The sequence below is a fragment of the Streptomyces sp. BK239 genome, assembly GCF_004217285.1.
In the GTDB taxonomy this organism is placed as follows: Bacteria; Actinomycetota; Actinomycetes; order Streptomycetales; family Streptomycetaceae; genus Streptomyces.
Genome location: NZ_SHKS01000007.1, coordinates 67,630 through 84,178 on the forward strand (window position 1 = coordinate 67,630; position 16,549 = coordinate 84,178).

Sequence of the window (16,549 nt, forward strand, 5' to 3'; positions counted from 1 at the left end):
AGCGCGTCGGGCACCGCCACCACCACTGACCGTCCACCGCCCCGGAGGAGCATGTCCTACCCCACCCCCTACCCGGTGAGACTGGCCGACGAGATCACCCGCCAGCTCGGCCAGCTCGCCGACCACCTATCTCAGCTTCCCCTGCCCCAGGCCGCTCAGGTCATCGTCCGCGTGCTCGACCCGGACACCGGAGTCCTCGGCGGTGTCACCCACCTCGTCGCCACCGGCAGCGTGTTCGCCAAGGACCAGGCAGAGCGAGGGGCGCTTCCCGCGGAGGTGTGGCTCGCCCTGGGCCGTGCCTCGAACGAACTCGGCGACATCACCCTCGACCTGGACGAACACAAAGACGCTCTTCAGCGCGTCGGCGCCCAACCCGCCACTACGGCGGCGAAACCCCCGGCACCCGCACCGCTCGTCGTCCGGCGCCGCCGGTGAAGAAGAAGCAGTGGCAGGGCTGGGGACCCGGCGAGCAGGCCGAGCAGCACTACCTCGTCCAGCCCCGCGCCCTGGCCGGCGGCGGCGACGTCCGGCACCTCTCGGAGTTCCTGCGCGCCTCCGGCTGGCGGGACAAGTCCAAGACCGGCGGCCCCCCACGCATGGAGAGCCCGGACCGCACTGTCCGCATCACCTACGACCCCTACGTCCTCCCCGGCGGATGGACCATCCACGGCGACGCGGACGGAGCGAACGGCGAGTGGTCTGCCCACCTGGGCCAGCAAACGCCGGCGGAGATCGTCGCCGGCCTGACCGACGCCCTCACCCGCCCCCGCTCCGCCCATGCCCCCAACGTCTGGGCCCCGTTGCAGGAACAGAACTGGCGCACGCGCTTCGAGGGCCAGGACTACATGGCGACGAGCCCCGACGGCACCGCGTGGATGCAGTACCGGCAGAGCCCCGACGGGGCGTCGATGTGGTGGACCGGAGCGCATGACAAGCAGGGCAACGGCTGGACGGCCAACTTCGCGCCGAACACTCCGATGCACCTAGTGCAAGCCTTCTCCGCCGAACTCGCCAGCCCGGATCCCGTGATGCGCCCACGCGGACGCGTGCCGCACAGCGCGCAGATTCGTACCTGGTCGGTTTCCGTCAAGCCCTTCCAGCTCAGCGCGTGGCAGCAGGCCCGGATCACGGCCGCCCGCGCCGCCACGTGGGCCCGCACCAGCGCCCGAAGCACCCGGCCGCGCACCACCGCCCGTCCCTACACCCCAGCCGACGGCGCACGCACCCGCCGCTGACCGCAACAGTCCCGTCCCGAGGAGCCCGATGCCCGCACTCACCCCGGACACCATCCGTACCCTGACCGAAACGCTCGCGGACCTTACCGACTACCTGCGCGAGAACCCCGACCCCGCAGAAGCCCTCGCCCTCGTCGAGCCCCTTCTCGACGAGTACATGGGCCTGCCCGTCCAGTTCGCCGACACGCTGCGCGCCCTCGCCCGCGCCGTACAGGAAAACCCGGACACGCCGCGCACGGCGCAGGGCGACCTGCTGATCACCGAGCTGCGCACGGCCGCGTGGGAACTGGCCGACCAGCACACCCTCCACTACGTGCTGGACGATCTCCGTGACCTGTACGGCAGTTCGCCGACGAGCGAGCAGGGGCGCTGCTGGTGCCGCTGAGCAAACGGCAGCTCGCCGCCTTCGCCGACAAGTACGCCGTGCAGATCCCGCACGACACTAGCCCCCGCCACCTCGCCGGCCCCGGAGACGCCCGCCACGTCACCCACGGTCTGGCCGCCGCCGGATGGAACGTAGTCTCCGACCCCCTGAGCGCCGAGATCCTCCTGGCGAGCCCTGACCTTCGCCACCGGCTCCAGTTCGACCCGCAGTCCCGCACCTCGGCGTGGTGGCGGCTACGGGCAGAGCCCGTCGGCACCGAGCCCGGCTGGTACGCCGAGTTCGGCGAACTCGTGCCCGCCGAGGTCCTCGCCGCCTTCACCGACGCCCTCATCGCCCCGCCGCCACAACAGCCGGACCCGTGGCAGCAGGTGACCTCGGCAGGATGGCACCACGAGCCGGACGGCGGGCGATCGCCGGACTCCATGTGTCACATCGAACTCCGGCCATTGAGCGAATTCCACGACCGGTCGTCCTGGCACATCGAGACCCACGAGCCCGGCCACGGGGAGCTTCCTCGCCCGCGTATCTGGCACGCCTACCTCGACGAGAACACCCCCGCTCACCTGGTCAGCGCGTTCCTCACCGCGCTGACCGACCGCAGCCCGCTCCAGCGCGGCATGTTCGAGCGCATCGGCCACTACAGCGCCGTACAAGAGCCCAGCGCCCTGCGCCCGCAGCAGGTGGTAGACGCCCACGCCACGCGCATCAAACACCTCCGCGTCCGGACACGCTCCGCCCGCCGCCAGCAGACGAAACCCGCGACGGCCCCGGCCCACGCCAGCACCGCGCAGCCGGCCGCTCGCCGCTGAACCGACAGGACCCCACCTCATGTTCCGAGACCACCACGCACACCGCGACTTCCTGCGCCACCTCGACCACTACGTGCGGGACAGCCAGAAGATCCTCGACGCCTGGGACGCGTACTCCGACGAGCACACCGACCTCGACGGCTGGCCCTACGACGACCACGCCTACGGCGTGCGCAAGAGCCAGCGCGACGCGGACACCGCCGAGGCGTTCGAGACACTCCGCTACGGTGCCCGGCACCTGCTGGCCACGGCCGAGATACAGCTGGCCCAACTGCCGGAGAACGCGGTCCAGAGCCGCTGGGTCTACCAACTGGGCGTCCTGCACACGGCCCTCGACCGGCTCGACGAACTGCACGAGCAATGGCTGCTCACCCGCGACGCCCTCCCCGCCACCGCCAAGCCCGGCACCGCCGAATTCGACGAAGCCCTCGCCGAACATCACGCCGAATCGTGGAGCTACCTCAACGACTGGGCCACCCACGGCAAAGCGCTCCGGGAAGTCAACACCGCAGCCCGCAAGGCCCCTTCACCCCTGGCCCCCACACCGGCCCTCGCCCCCGCCCGGCGAACCGCGGCACGGAAGTGACTAGGGCCCCCACTCCCGAGACCGTCGAGGTCGACTTCATCACCCCGCACCACCCCGCCGGCGGCGGCGACCCCGCCTGGAGCACCGTCCCCCTCCACCGCGCCTGCGGATGGAGTTACGGCGCCGCCCCCTGATGCCGCGCGTCCTGCCCTCCAGCCCCGACCAGAAGGCCCTCCTGCGCCTCGAGCCCGCCCCCGACGACCAGTGGTGGACCCTGCACCACGCCGCCGAGCCGAATCGGCCCGCCTGGTACGCGAGCTTCGGCGCCCGCACCCCGGTCGAGCTGATCGCGGCCTTCACCGACGCCCTCGCTGCCCCAGCCCCAGCCACTGACGCGCCTTACGACCCATACGGAGCGCTCCGGCGGGCCGCTGGTCACCGTGCGGCGACAACGGCCTTGCTTCCCCCGACAAGACGGCGTACGTCGAGCGGCTGGGAACACCGACTGATCCGGAAGAGTGGTTCGTCACGGCACGCACCAGAAGGTCTGGCAGGCCCGCCTCGGCGCCCACACCCCGCCACACCTCGTCGCCGCGTTCACCGTCGCGCTCGCCGACCCGAAGCCCATGCACCGCACTGACAGCGGGCGCAGTCTGTCGACGCTCGACCCGGACGTCGACATCCGCCGGACGACCGACGTACTCGCCGTGTACGTCGCCGGGCGCGCTGGAAGACCGCGTCCACTCCCTCGCTGCCCGGCACACCACCACGCCAACAGCCCCGAGCCCCTCGTGGCAGGCACCGCCCAGGCACGGCCGCAGCCGCTGACCCTCCCCTCCCCGCCCGGAAGCACGTAGCCCTTGCCCCCTTCCTCCTCCAGCAGCAACATCGACGGATACGACCTCGTCCTGCGCCTCCTCATCGGCGTGCTCGCCGTCGTCGTCCCCCTGTCCCACCTGGCCTGGCTGTCCGGCAACATCACCGCCTACCTCACCGGCACCAGCTGGGCCCCGTACCAACCGACCAAGGCCCTGCTCCATCCCGAGCAGGTCTGGCCCGCCGCAGGAGAAACGTCCCTGCTGATCAGCGCCCGCATCGTCCCCATTCTCCTGTTCCTCGCCCTCGGGGCGGGGGTGGGCGTCCTGTGGGCTCGGCACAAGAACCGAGGCGGCGGCCGGAAGACGAAGATCACCGACATGGCCAAGGCCCGGGACATCGAGCCGCTGATGGCCAAGGCGATCACCGACAAAGCCCGCTCCCTGCGCCCCAGCTTGAAGGACAGCAAGCACATCCACGCGAAGGACACCGGCATCCTTCTCGGCAACCTTCAGGGCAGCCGCCACGAGGTACGGATGGGGTTCGAGGACGTCGCCGTCGCGATCATGGCCCCCCGCTCCGGCAAGACCACCTCGCTCGCCATCCCCTCCATGCTCGGCGCGCCGGGCCCGGTCCTGCTGACGTCGAACAAGGCCGCCGGTGACGCCTTCACCACTGCCTACGAGGCGAGGGCCCGGGCGGGGACGGTGTGGACCATGGACCCGCAGCAGATCGCGCACGCCGCACGCGAGATGTGGTGGAACCCCCTCGCCAGCGCGAAAACCCTGGACGGGGCGAACCGGCTCGCCGGACACTTCCTCGCCGCAAGCGTCGATGCGTCCCAGCAGGGCGACTTCTGGTCGAAGGCCGGCAGCAACATCCTGTCCCAACTGCTGCTGGGCGCAGCGCTCGACGAGCGCCCGATCACCGACATCATGCAGTGGCTCGCCTTCCCCGCCGACCGCACGCCGCTCGACATCCTGCGCGACCACAACTTCGCCGCCGTCGCCGCTCAGCTCAAGGGCACGGTGGAGGGGCCGCCCGAGACCCGGGACGGCATCTACGAGACCGCTCGGCAGTACGCCTCCGCGCTCCTGAACGCGGAGATCGCCGCATGGGTGACCCCGCAGAAGGACGTCCCGGAATTCCGGCCGGAACGGTTCGTCACGTCCACCGACACGCTGTTCCTGCTCAGCAAGGACGGTGGAGGCGGAGCCTCGGCGCTGATCGCCGCGTGCGCGGACTCGGTGATGCGGGCCGCGACCGCACAGGCCGAACGTGCCGGCGGGCGCCTGGATCCGCCCATGGTGGCGATCCTCGACGAGGCTGCCAACGTGTGCAAGATCGGCGACTTGCCGGATCTGTACTCCCACCTCGGCAGCCGCGGGATCATCCCGATCACCATCCTCCAGTCCTACCGCCAGGGCCAGAAGGTGTGGGGAGACGCGGGCATGGACGCCATGTGGAGCGCTTCCACCGTCAAGGTGATCGGCAGCGGCATCGATGACCCCGACTTCGCCGACAAGCTGTCCCGCCTCATCGGCGACCACGACGTGGAGACCACGTCCACGTCGCACTCGGAGTCCGGCAAGAGCACGTCGGTGTCGATGCGGCAGGAGCGGATTCTGCCCGCTGACGCGATCCGCGCCCTCCCTAAAGGCACGGCCTTGTGCTTCGCCACCGGCATGCGCGCCGCCATGCTCGATCTTCGGCCGTGGTACCGGGAGCCCGGCGCTGAGGAACTGTCCACGGCCTCCGCCCGTGCGTCGCAGGCGATCACTGCCCGCGCCGTCGCGAAGCACACGCCAACCCAGTCCGACCTCGGGAAGACCGTGTGAGCGACACCCCACTGCACCTGGTGCCGGTCCGCTCACGCCCGGCAAAGGAGTTCGTGCGAACCTGGCACCGCCACCACCCGCCGCCCGCAGGGCAGATCTCGCCGTCGGTGCCGCCGACGAGACCGGCATTCTGCGCGCCGTCGCCATCGGCCACTCGCCCCACCCTCACCGGCGCCCGGCCCGCCATCAGCCTGAGTGTGCCAAGACGGCATGCGCAGTAACCCGTTGACCGCGGCCCTCGCCCCTCCCGCCTTGCCACACACCCCGCCATTCCAGTCCGTCCCCGCGAGCCAACTGCCGTACTTCCCGGCCTGCAGCCCGCCGAATTCCTTGGCACCGTGTCAATGCTGGACGTCCCCAACGTATTCATCGGATCCACCGACGACGGGCACACCTTCGTCCTCCTCAACCGCCGCATCCGCGACGCCGACCGGCTGCTTACCGAAGTCGGCTTCCGCACACGTGAACACCTCGGCCGCATGCTCTACCTACTGCCACCGGGTACCGCGCAAGACGTACACCAGCGGGCCGGCTTCGCGATGTACAGGCTCCTGGCCCACACCCATGACCTCGTCGACCTTTCCTGGACGACCCGCTGGAGTCCCAACCAGCCGGCAGGCGGACCAGACCTGCACTTCCAGTTCGGTGACGGCACGGTTGCGGTGACCGCCTCGACCACCACCGCCCGGTCCCTGCTGGAGCAACACGGCTTCCTCCCCACGGCAGACGGCGCGTCCTACCGTCCGCAGGACGGGCTGGACGAGCGCGGACTGCTCGGCGCCGTCACCGCTGTCGAGGCGCACGCATACGCCCACGGCCTCAACGCCCGTGTCCGCCTGGGCATCCCCACACCAGCCGACCTCCCCGTCAGTGCCCGCCGCCGCTCTGCTGCCGCCGCCGGTCCGGGGACTGCGCCCTCGGCCCGTCGCCGCACCCGCTGACCACCCCCGCATCATCCAGCACCGCCATCCGAGGAGCTTTCACGTCTTCCGACACCCCCGCCGTGCATGATCTCGCCCGTGCTCTCGCCGACCAGCTCCACCCTGGTGCCGCTCCCGGGGACGGGACTGTCAGTTTCGGCGCCCGTCGAGTACCGCAGCCGCAGTCGGGGCGGATCCGTGACGGTCTACCCCCAGCCAACTGCACGCCGCCCTGTACGGGCCCCCCCGCGTACGACGAGTCGCTGCCCACCGCTCTGGACGCGCTTCTACAGGCCGCGCACACCGCGACCGCCGTGGAGCAGAAGACCGCGGTCCTGCGACAGGTCGCCGAGCAGCTGCGCAACGCCGCCGAGATCATCCAGTGCTACCCCATACCGAGCCCAGTGGGACCGGTTCCCCGCCGAGGTCGTCGAGCAGCTCGCTGACGCTCACAACCATGCCCATCACATCGCTCAGGCCCTCGACCGCGTGGCACCCGCCTTCAGCCACCGGCCCACCACGGACACCACGCCCAGTGCCCAGGCCAGCCACGGCCGGGGGGCCACCACGCCCGTAGCCTCCCCGCCTTCAGCGGCCACACGCCACCGTTGACCTGCGGCGACAGTCCACCCGCCGAGAAAGTCATCCTGGCCACCACCGACTCCCTCCGCACCCTTCTCACCCAACCCCGATGCGCGCTCGGCGTGTTCGTTCCCGCCGGACTGCATCCGCCCAGAGCCGAGCGCCGTCAGCTCGACCAGATCGCACGGGCCGGTGCCGACCTGTTCGAGATCGGCATCGCCCACCATGACGCCAGCCTCGACGGGCCCGTCATCCAAGCGGCCTACCGCCGCGCGCTGAGTCACGGAAACGTCCTCGCCCGAGCCCTCCGCGCGGTCGAGCACGCCGCTGGCCTTCGGCCGACCGTCGTTATGACCTACTGGGGCCCCGTCAGCCTGCACGGCCCCGAACATCTGGCCCGTCTTTTCGCTGACGCGGGTGCCGTAGGCGCGATGGTCGTAGACCTGCCCGACCACCAAGCAGAGCGCTGGCAGACCGCAGCGAAGGACGCGAACCTTCACACCCCACGCCTCGTGCCGCGCAAGATCGATGACACCGGCCTCGCCACAGTGGCCGCCGGTGCGTCGGGATGGCTCTACGCACCCGCCAGCACCGCTGCCACCGGCTACCGCGGCCCGCTCGACGTCCCGTCGCTCGCCGACTTCACGACACGCCTTCGCGCCGCGAGCCCCCTGCCCGTCGTGTCGGGCGTCGGGATCTCCACCCCGGCCCTCGCGGCACGCGTCGCGCCACTGGTAGACGCCGTCATCATCGGCACCCCCGTCGTGCGCGCCCTGATGACCGCCCCCGAGCAAGCCCCCGCTTCGACCACCACGTTCGCCCGGGCCCTCAACCCGCACGCCACCACGGAGACCCGTGCCTGACACCACCAACCTGGCCTCGGTCCTCACCCGAATCTCGTCCGACGCATCGGACCTGCACCACGCCCTGTGCGTCCACCCCGCCAGCCACGGCGCATCCACACTGGCCGCGCGGATCACCGACGCCCAGCAACTCGCTGACACCGCCCTGCGGCTGTTCCTCACTCTCAGCCCACAGGCGTCGCGGCCCTCACGTACGGACCTGCTGCTCCTTCACCAAGTCGCGCAGATCGCCAAGGCCGCCCAGGACGCCGCCGCCGAACTGACCGCTGCTCTTGCCCGCGGCCTGGAGAACGAGCGCCGCCAGGCCGGCGCCACGTCAGGACGGGTCGTCCTGATCGGGCCCACACCGCAGCAGTTCATCGAGTCAGCCGCCGACCTCCTCGGCCACATCCCCTCCCTGTGCCAGGCCATATCCCGCGACCGGCCGGAATCCTCCTGCCACTGACGCGACAGCCACGATGCGGGCACAGACCCTCCCGTTTCCCCACCCCCAGGACAGCCCATTTCAGATCAGCCCCGATTCCGCGCCCTCTCCCTCGGCGCGGGAGTTCAATCCAGCACTCTCCTCGCCCTGTCAGCCGAGGGCATTCTCCCCAGAGTCGACTACGCAATTTTCGCCGACACCGGATGGGAACCCGAAGCGGTCTACACACACCTTGACCGCCTGGAAGAGGAGATAGCCGCACCAGCGGGAATAACTGTACTCCGCGTGTCGGCCGGAAATATCCGCCACGACGCTCTGAACCCCGATCACCGGTTCGCCTCGATGCCGCTCCCTATCCTCAATCGGGACGGGCGACCTGGGATGACCCGGCGACAGTGCACCGGAGAATATAAGATAAAGCCGATAAAGCAGAAGGTTCGCGAACTACTCGGATACCCCTACCCCACCCGCATCCCGGAGGACGTCTTCGTCGAGCAGTGGGTAGGAATCTCGATTGATGAATTCCACCGCGCGAAGGATGCGGACGTCAAGTACATGCGCAACCGGCATCCGCTTCTGGACATGGCCTGGAGCAGGGCCGAATGCGTGCGGTACCTGACGTCGCTCGGTCTCGCCGATACACCGAAGTCGAGTTGCCTGGGATGCCCGTTCCATGGAAACGCGCAGTGGAGGCATATCAGGGACACCTCGCCGTCCGAGTGGGCGGACGTCGTCGAATTCGACGCGGCCATCCGGCAGGGCAATGCCCGTGCCAATGCGTCGGGCAGCCGACTGCTCGGCGAGGCGTTCCTGCACCGCTCCCGCGTCCCGCTGAGCCAGGCACCGATCGACCACGTCACCGCAGCCGAGCGGGCCGCCCTGCGGATCGGTGCGGACGAGGCAGACGTCCTGGAGAACGGTGTCGAGGACGGCTGCTCGCCCTGGGCGTGCCGCGGCGACGCCGATGCGCTGACGCAGGATGACTTCGGGCTGGCCACGTGATACTCGACCTCTTCGCGGGGCCGGGCGGCTGGAGCAGGGCACTGCACGTCCTGGGCGTGCGCGACGTCGGGCTGGAATGGGACCAGTGGGCGTGCAAGACCCGTGCTGCGGCAGGGCAGTTGACCATTCGCACCGACGTGGCCATGTATCCGACCTGGCCCTTCATCGGCCGCACCCACGGCGTGATCGCTTCCCCACCGTGTCAGGCGTGGAGCATGGCCGGCAAGCGCCTTGGTCTGCTCGACCAGCCGCTGGTGCATGCGGCGGTCGAGGACCTGGCCGCCGGACGCGACACCCGCGAACGCCTCCTGGCCGCGTGCCGCGACGAGCGCTCCCTGCTCGCAGCCGAGCCGATGCGCTACCTGCATGCCCTGAACTCGGTCGGCGAGCCCGACTGGGTCGCCATGGAGGAAGTGCCGGACGTCCTGCCCCTGTGGAAGCACTACGCGGCCGTACTGCGCGGGTGGGGTTTCTCCGTCTGGTACGGCATCCTCAACGCCGCCGACTTCGGCGTCCCGCAGACCAGGAAGCGAGCGATACTCCTGGCCTCCCGCGTCCGTACGGCACAGCCGCCCACGCCCACGCACGCCCAAGTCGCTGAGCCGGAATCGCTGTTCGGCCCGGGCCGCACCCGCTGGGTCAGTATGGCCGAAGCCCTGGGATGGGGCGCGACCGACCGGCCCGTCCCCACCGTCTGCGCAGGCGGAGGGCCGGGGGGCGGTCCCGAGCCGTTCCCGTCAGGCTCCCGCAAGACGCTGTCCGACGCCCGGGAGCGCGGCACATGGATGCCCCGGCCGGACAGGGTGGTCCTGCAGTCCCGACGTGAAGGCGCGGGGTGGGCAGCCCGGCACGGCACACGCGAGAACCGTGCCGCCGACGCTCCGGCGCCCACGTTCACCGCCGAGGCCCACCGCTGGTCCTGGTCCCTGCGCAGCAACAACCAGGCCAATGCCACCGTCCGGTCCATCCAGGAACCGGCTGGCACCCTGTTCTTCGGGCACCGCGCGAATGAGTGCACCTGGGTCGCCGAACCCGCCACACCTTCGGCCAAGGACACGGATGCGCCAGCCGTTCCCGAGCCGATCCGGATCACCGCCCGTGAGGCCGGCCTCCTGCAGACCTTCCCCGTCGACTACCCCTGGGCCGGCAACAAAGGCCAAGTCTTCGGACAGATCGGCAACGCCGTTCCCCCGCTACTCGCTGGCCACCTGCTCGCCCCGCACCTCGGCGTCACCCTCGACCCCGACGACTTCACCCTCGCCGCCTGATGCCCCACGCCTCCGAACCCGACGAAGACGACCTCGACGCCATCCCACCGCCCCAGCCCGTGTTCCACGTCGAGCAGGCCATCCTGGGGGCCCTCCTCCTCGACCCGCACCGCCTGGATGACGTGAGCGGCATCGCCGCCGACTCGTTCTCCACCGTCGCGCACGCCGCCCTGTACGCCGCGATCACCACGCTGCCGCGGCCCGACCCCGCCGAGCATGCGAAGAACACCAAGTGGCTCGACCGCGTGCTCGCCACCAGCCGGGAGCAGGCACGCGGGCTGACCGCCTCCTACCTGCACACCCTGGTCCAGGTATGCCCCTGGCCCAGCCACGCCCCCGCCTATGCCCGGATGGTCGAGGCGGAGCACGCCCGCCGTCGGCTGCTGACGGCCGCCGAACGCCTCATCCACACCGTCCACGACGTCTCCCTCCCGCACCCCGTCCAGACAATGCTCGCCGAGGCCGAGGCGCTCGCCGCGGTCGTGGACGACATCGCCAACCGCTTCCCGCCACGCGCAGGCGTGCTACCCCGCACCACGGCACCACCTCCGCCCGCCGAGCCCGACTCCGTAGGGGCCGTCGAGGAAGAGCAGATTCTCCTCGCCACCGCCACGGCCTACCCCTCAGACATCGAAGCCGTACGGTGGCTGCTCCCCGACGACCTCACCCTGCCCCTGCACGCTGGCCTATGGCAGTGCCTGACCACCCTGGCCCGCCGCCACGAGCCCGTCGACCCCGTCACGGTCCTGTGGGAAGCCCAGCAGCGCGGCCTGCTGGACGACGGCAGTGAACCGGGCGAGGTCCTCCGCATGCTGGCCGTGCCGGCCGGTTCCGTCGAGCACTGGGGCGAGCGCGTCCTACAGCGCTCCCTCCTGGCCACAACCGAGCACGCCGGCCGACGCATCGAGGCGTATGCCGCCGATCCAGCGAACACCCCTTTCCAGCTCGTCGTCGGCGCCCGCCGCGCCCTCGCCGACATCTCCGCCGTCCGCGCCCGCTGGCAGCACGCCACCGGAGCCACCCCGCCACAACGGCGACGGCCCGCGCCCACCACCCGCGCTGGCCCGCCGACCACCACGGCCGCGCACGCCGCCCGCCCCACACGAGCAACCCGATAGCCCCCGCGTACGGCGGTGGCCGGACCCGAAGGCCCGGCCACCGGCAGAACAGACGAGACCCACGTGACTGCCACCATCGACGCCCACGTCCGCCTCGACACCCACCCCACTCACCCAAGCGCCGTGCAGGCCGTCCTGACCGGCACGCAAGCCCGCGTCGCCCTCACGGCTCTGGAGGCTGCCGACTGGCGCGTCGCCGCCACCAACGTCCTGGTCCTTGCCCGCATCGATCATGAGGAGCCCTATTGGGCTGACGACGCGGCCAAGCACCTGATCGTCGAAGGCATCACTGTCGAGATCACCCCGCGGCTCCAGGAGGCCAGCAATGAGGAATGGACCTGGGCGAACTATCCGATGCCGTGGTGCACCCGCAGCGAAGTCCGCGAGGTCTCCAACCAGGCGCAGAAGATCCACGACGACATCCGCAACGGCCAGCTCCTTATCCACGCCCACGCTCACGACGGCCACACCACCGTCGCGGTCGGCACCTACCTCCACCGGGGCGGCAAATCCGTCTACCTGCACGGTGAGGACCACCTGCGTCAGGTCGCAGACACCTTCGACTCACCCGCAGAGGCACTGACGGCCTTCGAAAGTGTCCACGCAGCCGCGCTGCGCCCCGGCCCGGCGCCCCTGACCGACACCGAACGCGCCGCCATCGAAGCGCGCTCCGTCTTCGACGTCACCACGGCCAAGTCCGAGCCTTCCCGCCCGGAGCCGGAGATCGTCCCCGTCTACCTGGCCGATGCCGGCGACCACGACGCGCTCCTCGAGACCTTCCTCGACGCGCACGACGAGTTCGAGAAGTGGCGGACCTGGTCGGACGACACGACCCACGCCATCCACGAGTCGCAGACCCTGCGCATCGAACGCGTCCACGAAACCCCCGCCCACGAGACTGCCTGGACCGTGGCCGCCTACGAGACTCCTGTCTCCGACCGCATGTGGGTCCTCACCGCGACCGGCGCCACCCCCGCCCCGGTGCTGCAGGATCTACTCACCCACCTCGCCGACGGCGACGGCTGGGACACGGCCATCGGCGCCCCGATCGACGAAAAGATGGTCACCTCGGCCACCCAGCCGCTCTCCGACGCCGGATGGAAGCACACCGTGGACGGGCGATGGATCCGCTGGACGTCCCCCCACGGGGCCGCGGGCGTCCACTTCGACGCCTTCGCCGCGCAGCACCCGAATCAAAACCTGGCCACCTGGACCATCTGGGCCGGTCCCGGTCCGGACCAGCCCACCTGGGCTATCACCGCGTCCCCGCACACCCCGAGTTCGCTGCTGGCGGGCCTTTCCGAGTCCCTCGCCCAGGAGACCGGCACGCGCCAGGTCCAGCTGGGCCGCGAGCACAGGGCCGACCTCGCCGCCAGTGCGCCGGCGGTTCCGGCGGTCACGGCAGGCCGCCCCGTCAGCCGTTCACGCTGATCATCAGCCCGCACGAGCGCGGCAACATTGCGCGGGATCGCCGGTTGGCCAAGCCGGCGATCCCGCGCACCATAGAGACGGGCGGCGGCATCCGATCACGCAGCCGCGTAGCTCGCCCGGAACAGATCCTGCGCCCGCTCCACGTCCCTCGGCGTACGGAGCTGGACCTCCAGGTCACCCGTCCCGTGGTGACCGAGACCGGACACGTCCCGGGTGAAGCCCGGAACGAGGTCGACGTCCTTCGGGTCGACCTTCAGGTAGACCAGCAGCTTGCTCCGCTGCGGCGGGCACAGGCAGGCGAAGTTCCGCAGCCGCTGATACGCCCAGTAGGTCTTGCGCTCCACGCGGCTCACGCCGTCCCCGAGCCCGAGCAGGACCTCGTCGACCGCACCCGCCAGTTCCACCATCGCCGCGCTCTGAACGTCGGCCGCCGCATGGGCAACGGATCGGCCCCGTCCCCGGCGGGCCACCTGTATGCCGCCGCTCACGGAGGCCACGGTCTCAAGGCCGAGCAGGTCACTGCCGAAAAGTCGGTAGCGGACCAGGTCGATCGAGCGTCGGTGCTCGCGCACGGCGTGCGCGTCGTAGCGGGTGAAGTCGCCGGCGATACAGATCAGGCGTGGGCCGCTCCACAGGACCTGGGACGCGGCCGTCACCCCGAGCCGGTCGCGGACCAGGTGCTCGAACTCGGCCCGGTGGTCCATCAGCCACGCCAGGTAGAACAGACCCTGGTTGATGACGCCGGCGTCGACACCACGCTTGTACTCCACGATGACCGGCGATCCGTTCTCGTCCAGCCCGAGCGAGTCGATCCGGCCACCGTGCACCGGTCCGGTGCTGTACTCGCTCGCCAGAAACCGGACGCCCAGCAGCGTCTCCATGTGCGCCTCTACCCGACCCTGCACATCGGCCTCGACCTCAGCAAGACGCGGCACGACCTCGGCCACGCAGCCCTTCGTTGTCTCGGTACGGAATAGTTTCAAGCCGCCCCCCGTTATCGCATCAGGCATCAACAACGTCGGGCAGGCAGAGATTTGTTTCCGCAACAGGCGTAAATCATGTGGAGAACGTGTGCTGAAGGTTCGATCGGCTGGGTTAGCTACCCACGGCACGCACGCCCGTGTTGCCTGCGTAGTAGGTCGGCGTCCGGGACGAATCCAGCTCGGTACAGCTCTCGGGTGGGACCACGAGGGACATCGAGTTCGACTGGACCGTCGTCCCCTCTGTGTGCTGCGCTGGTCCGATCGGACGGGCGTCTCCGGCCTCAACACCGACGTGGACACATACTCGACTACATGCCGCCACACCCAGGTCGCATTCCAAGTCTTGGTCACGATGGCAACCTCGCCCACAGTAGGCACACTGCAGTTCCGACGGGTTCAGCGCATCTCGGACACGACCGCGACCATCATGCGGGCCAGCTCCTTCCTCCAGCTCAACCGCACCGCCTGAGCGTCGTGTTGGCCCACAATCCCAGGAGGTCCCTGGCTGGCTCGCCCCGGGGCTGTGTTCACCAATTCGATCGCCCCTGTAGTACAAGCGGCGATATCGTCGTCGCCATGGCTCGCACCTGTGTCTTCTGTGGCGCCACTCCACTTACGAAGGAGCACACACTTCCCAAGTGGCTCAAGTCCGCGTTGGCGTCCGACGGCTCTAGTGCTCTCCACGTGAGAGAGACGGAGACAACCCGGATTCAACACTTCGCATCGGCCTATGACGCCACAGTTAAGATCGTTTGCGCGTCCTGCAACAACGGGTGGATGAACGGTCTCGAACATGAGGTTCGCCCGTTTCTGCCCAACTTGATCAACGGACGAACGGTCGACCTGACCACAGAGGACCAGAAGGCACTGGCCTCTTGGTCTCTCAAGACCATGTTCATGTTCGCGGGCCAGAACAGGCATCCCAGGTTGGAGTCGCTGCCACTGAAGGACTGTGCCGCCTTATATCACGATCGTGAGCCCAGTCGCTTCATGATCGCCAGAATTGGCGCCATGGAGCCCTGGGGAGACGACGAGGGTACGGCCATGGTCGAATTCGTGTGCCCTCAGTACAGCTGGCCATCCCCCACCACCGACCCGACATATCTATCGACGCTGAGGATCGGCTGGTTGTTGGTTCAGCTAGTCCGGGCTGGATCCCTCAACGAAGATCAAATTCTCGCGCCTTTCGATACTCATCCCATGTTCCATCCATTGTGGCCTGTCGGCGACACGGTGACGTGGCCGCCGCCGAGGCACATACCAGCAGCCCATATGGCGGCCATCGCCTGCCCACCCACTCTGCCTCTTCAGGTGGCACTCCCTCCACAACTTACGGTTCGCGCATAACCCATCGCCTTCCAACTCAGGGGCGGTTACCGTCCGTCCATGGACGATTCGCTCTCGTTCGAGAGCTTCTTCGAAGGTGCGAGTAGGGCCGCCCAGAAGGCCATGGAGGATCATGGGCGCGGCGAGTACGACGAGTTTGCCCTGCACGCCGGTGTCGCCGTCGAGCGGCTCGCCAAGGCCGTCCTTGTCATGAGAAACCCGCTCTATCTGGTCGAGATGCGTAACGGCAATTCGGACCTGCTGCTGTACTTCGGGGGCGACCTGGATTTGGACACGGCAAAGGTCCGCACCGTCGGCGCGAAGGAAGCCATCCAGCGCCTTCGGCGCATGAGCGTCCTCCCTTCCGACTCACAGCTCGACCTGTTGATCGAGCTGCGTAACGGCACTGCCCACACGACCGTCGGCGATGAGGCCAAGACACTCCTCCCCACGCTCGCCGAGACTGTCGCGATCTTGCTGACGGCCATCGGCACGAGCTTCCGTGTGTTCTGGGGCCGGTGGTCAAGAGCAGTGATCGTGGCCGTCGACAAGCAACTCGATGAGATCCGCCGGGATGTACAAATCCGGATCGACCAGGCCAGGCACCTATTCGAGGACAAGTTCAGGGGATTGTCCGAGGATGTAAGGGCGCTAGTACTGGTAGCGTCTGAACCACACGTACCAAGGTTCGATCCAGGTCTCAATGCAAGATGGCTGGACGAGGTGCCCGCAGGTGGCCATTACTTCCATTTGGCCACAGTCGACTGCCCTGCATGCGGGGGTCCCGCCACGGTCAGAATTCTGCCGTCCGGGGACACCGTCCCAAGGAGCATGGACATCCTGTACTGCGATCTGTGCAACCTGTACCTGACAGGACAGGACGAAGTGAAGGCGTCCGGCGCAAGCAGCCCATTTCAGAGCAGCAGACCTCCTCGGCTAGTAACAATCACCGGCATTGGGCCCATACCTGTCCGGGATCCCGAGTCGGCGACCGGGAACTGATCCAGCCCCGAAGCCCCAGCA

Annotated in this window: 17 protein-coding genes and 1 pseudogene; 17 read left to right on the forward strand and 1 reads right to left on the reverse strand. The window is 69.1% G+C overall.

Annotated elements, in window-relative coordinates; genetic code table 11:
• The first annotated feature begins 51 nt into the window (after positions 1-51).
• From EV567_RS22100 to EV567_RS22165, 16 genes and pseudogenes are all read left to right on the forward strand, one after another.
• Positions 52-435 carry a hypothetical protein gene (locus EV567_RS22100; RefSeq protein ID WP_130442812.1) on the forward strand — a complete coding sequence of 128 codons (384 nt, stop codon included), beginning with the start codon at positions 52-54 and terminating at the stop codon, positions 433-435.
• Entirely contained in the window at positions 432-1,235 is an 804-nt protein-coding gene (locus EV567_RS22105; protein WP_130442814.1) for a DUF317 domain-containing protein, read from the forward strand. The genes EV567_RS22100 and EV567_RS22105 overlap by 4 nt, the downstream gene beginning before the upstream one ends.
• A 28-nt stretch (positions 1,236-1,263) precedes the next feature.
• Entirely contained in the window at positions 1,264-1,620 is a 357-nt protein-coding gene (locus EV567_RS22110) for a hypothetical protein (RefSeq protein ID WP_130442816.1), read from the forward strand.
• Positions 1,611-2,429: a DUF317 domain-containing protein gene (locus tag EV567_RS22115; protein WP_130442818.1), complete on the forward strand. Its 819-nt coding sequence runs from the start codon at positions 1,611-1,613 to the stop codon at positions 2,427-2,429. Before EV567_RS22110 ends, EV567_RS22115 begins: the two co-directional genes overlap by 10 nt.
• Before the next feature lie 19 nt (positions 2,430-2,448).
• Positions 2,449-3,015 (forward strand): hypothetical protein, encoded by a 567-nt coding sequence (locus tag EV567_RS22120; protein WP_130442820.1) that lies wholly within the window; start codon positions 2,449-2,451, stop codon positions 3,013-3,015.
• Positions 3,012-3,149 (forward strand): hypothetical protein, encoded by a 138-nt coding sequence (locus tag EV567_RS28525; protein WP_347400501.1) that lies wholly within the window; start codon positions 3,012-3,014, stop codon positions 3,147-3,149. The genes EV567_RS22120 and EV567_RS28525 overlap by 4 nt, the downstream gene beginning before the upstream one ends.
• Positions 3,149-3,283 (forward strand): annotated as a pseudogene (locus tag EV567_RS28530) (DUF317 domain-containing protein); the annotation flags it as partial. The gene EV567_RS28525 and the pseudogene EV567_RS28530, both read left to right, overlap by 1 nt.
• 190 nt (positions 3,284-3,473) lie before the next feature.
• Positions 3,474-3,812: a DUF317 domain-containing protein gene (locus tag EV567_RS28535; protein WP_347400502.1), complete on the forward strand. Its 339-nt coding sequence runs from the start codon at positions 3,474-3,476 to the stop codon at positions 3,810-3,812.
• 3 nt (positions 3,813-3,815) lie between these two features.
• A complete protein-coding gene (locus EV567_RS22130) occupies positions 3,816-5,609 on the forward strand; it encodes a type IV secretory system conjugative DNA transfer family protein (RefSeq protein WP_130442822.1) in 1,794 nt (597 codons plus the stop codon).
• A gap of 338 nt (positions 5,610-5,947) precedes the next feature.
• On the forward strand, positions 5,948-6,550 hold the full coding sequence (locus EV567_RS22135; protein ID WP_130442824.1) for a hypothetical protein: 603 nt from the start codon (positions 5,948-5,950) through the stop codon (positions 6,548-6,550).
• Positions 6,551-7,137: 587 nt separating this feature from the next.
• On the forward strand, positions 7,138-7,974 hold the full coding sequence (trpA, locus tag EV567_RS22140) for a tryptophan synthase subunit alpha (protein ID WP_130442826.1): 837 nt from the start codon (positions 7,138-7,140) through the stop codon (positions 7,972-7,974).
• Positions 7,967-8,419: a hypothetical protein gene (locus EV567_RS22145; protein ID WP_130442828.1), complete on the forward strand. Its 453-nt coding sequence runs from the start codon at positions 7,967-7,969 to the stop codon at positions 8,417-8,419. The genes trpA and EV567_RS22145 overlap by 8 nt, the downstream gene beginning before the upstream one ends.
• 57 nt (positions 8,420-8,476) lie before the next feature.
• Positions 8,477-9,400: a hypothetical protein gene (locus EV567_RS22150; protein WP_242620972.1), complete on the forward strand. Its 924-nt coding sequence runs from the start codon at positions 8,477-8,479 to the stop codon at positions 9,398-9,400.
• Entirely contained in the window at positions 9,397-10,668 is a 1,272-nt protein-coding gene (locus EV567_RS22155) for a DNA cytosine methyltransferase (RefSeq protein WP_130442830.1), read from the forward strand. Before EV567_RS22150 ends, EV567_RS22155 begins: the two co-directional genes overlap by 4 nt.
• Positions 10,668-11,786: a DnaB-like helicase N-terminal domain-containing protein gene (locus tag EV567_RS22160; RefSeq protein ID WP_130442832.1), complete on the forward strand. Its 1,119-nt coding sequence runs from the start codon at positions 10,668-10,670 to the stop codon at positions 11,784-11,786. The genes EV567_RS22155 and EV567_RS22160 overlap by 1 nt, the downstream gene beginning before the upstream one ends.
• A gap of 63 nt (positions 11,787-11,849) precedes the next feature.
• Positions 11,850-13,217, forward strand: coding sequence for a DUF317 domain-containing protein (locus EV567_RS22165; protein ID WP_130442834.1), 1,368 nt, complete (start codon positions 11,850-11,852; stop codon positions 13,215-13,217).
• Between the two features lie 95 nt (positions 13,218-13,312).
• Here the strand turns inward: EV567_RS22165 and EV567_RS22170 are convergent, their stop codons facing one another.
• Positions 13,313-14,227, reverse strand: a complete 915-nt coding sequence (locus EV567_RS22170) for a DUF5655 domain-containing protein (RefSeq protein ID WP_130442836.1) — start codon at positions 14,225-14,227, stop codon at positions 13,313-13,315.
• 1,359 nt (positions 14,228-15,586) lie between these two features.
• Here EV567_RS22170 and EV567_RS22175 point away from each other — a divergent pair.
• Complete coding sequence (locus EV567_RS22175; RefSeq protein ID WP_130442838.1) at positions 15,587-16,528, forward strand: zinc ribbon domain-containing protein; 942 nt, start codon at positions 15,587-15,589, stop codon at positions 16,526-16,528.
• The last annotated feature ends 21 nt before the right edge of the window (positions 16,529-16,549 follow it).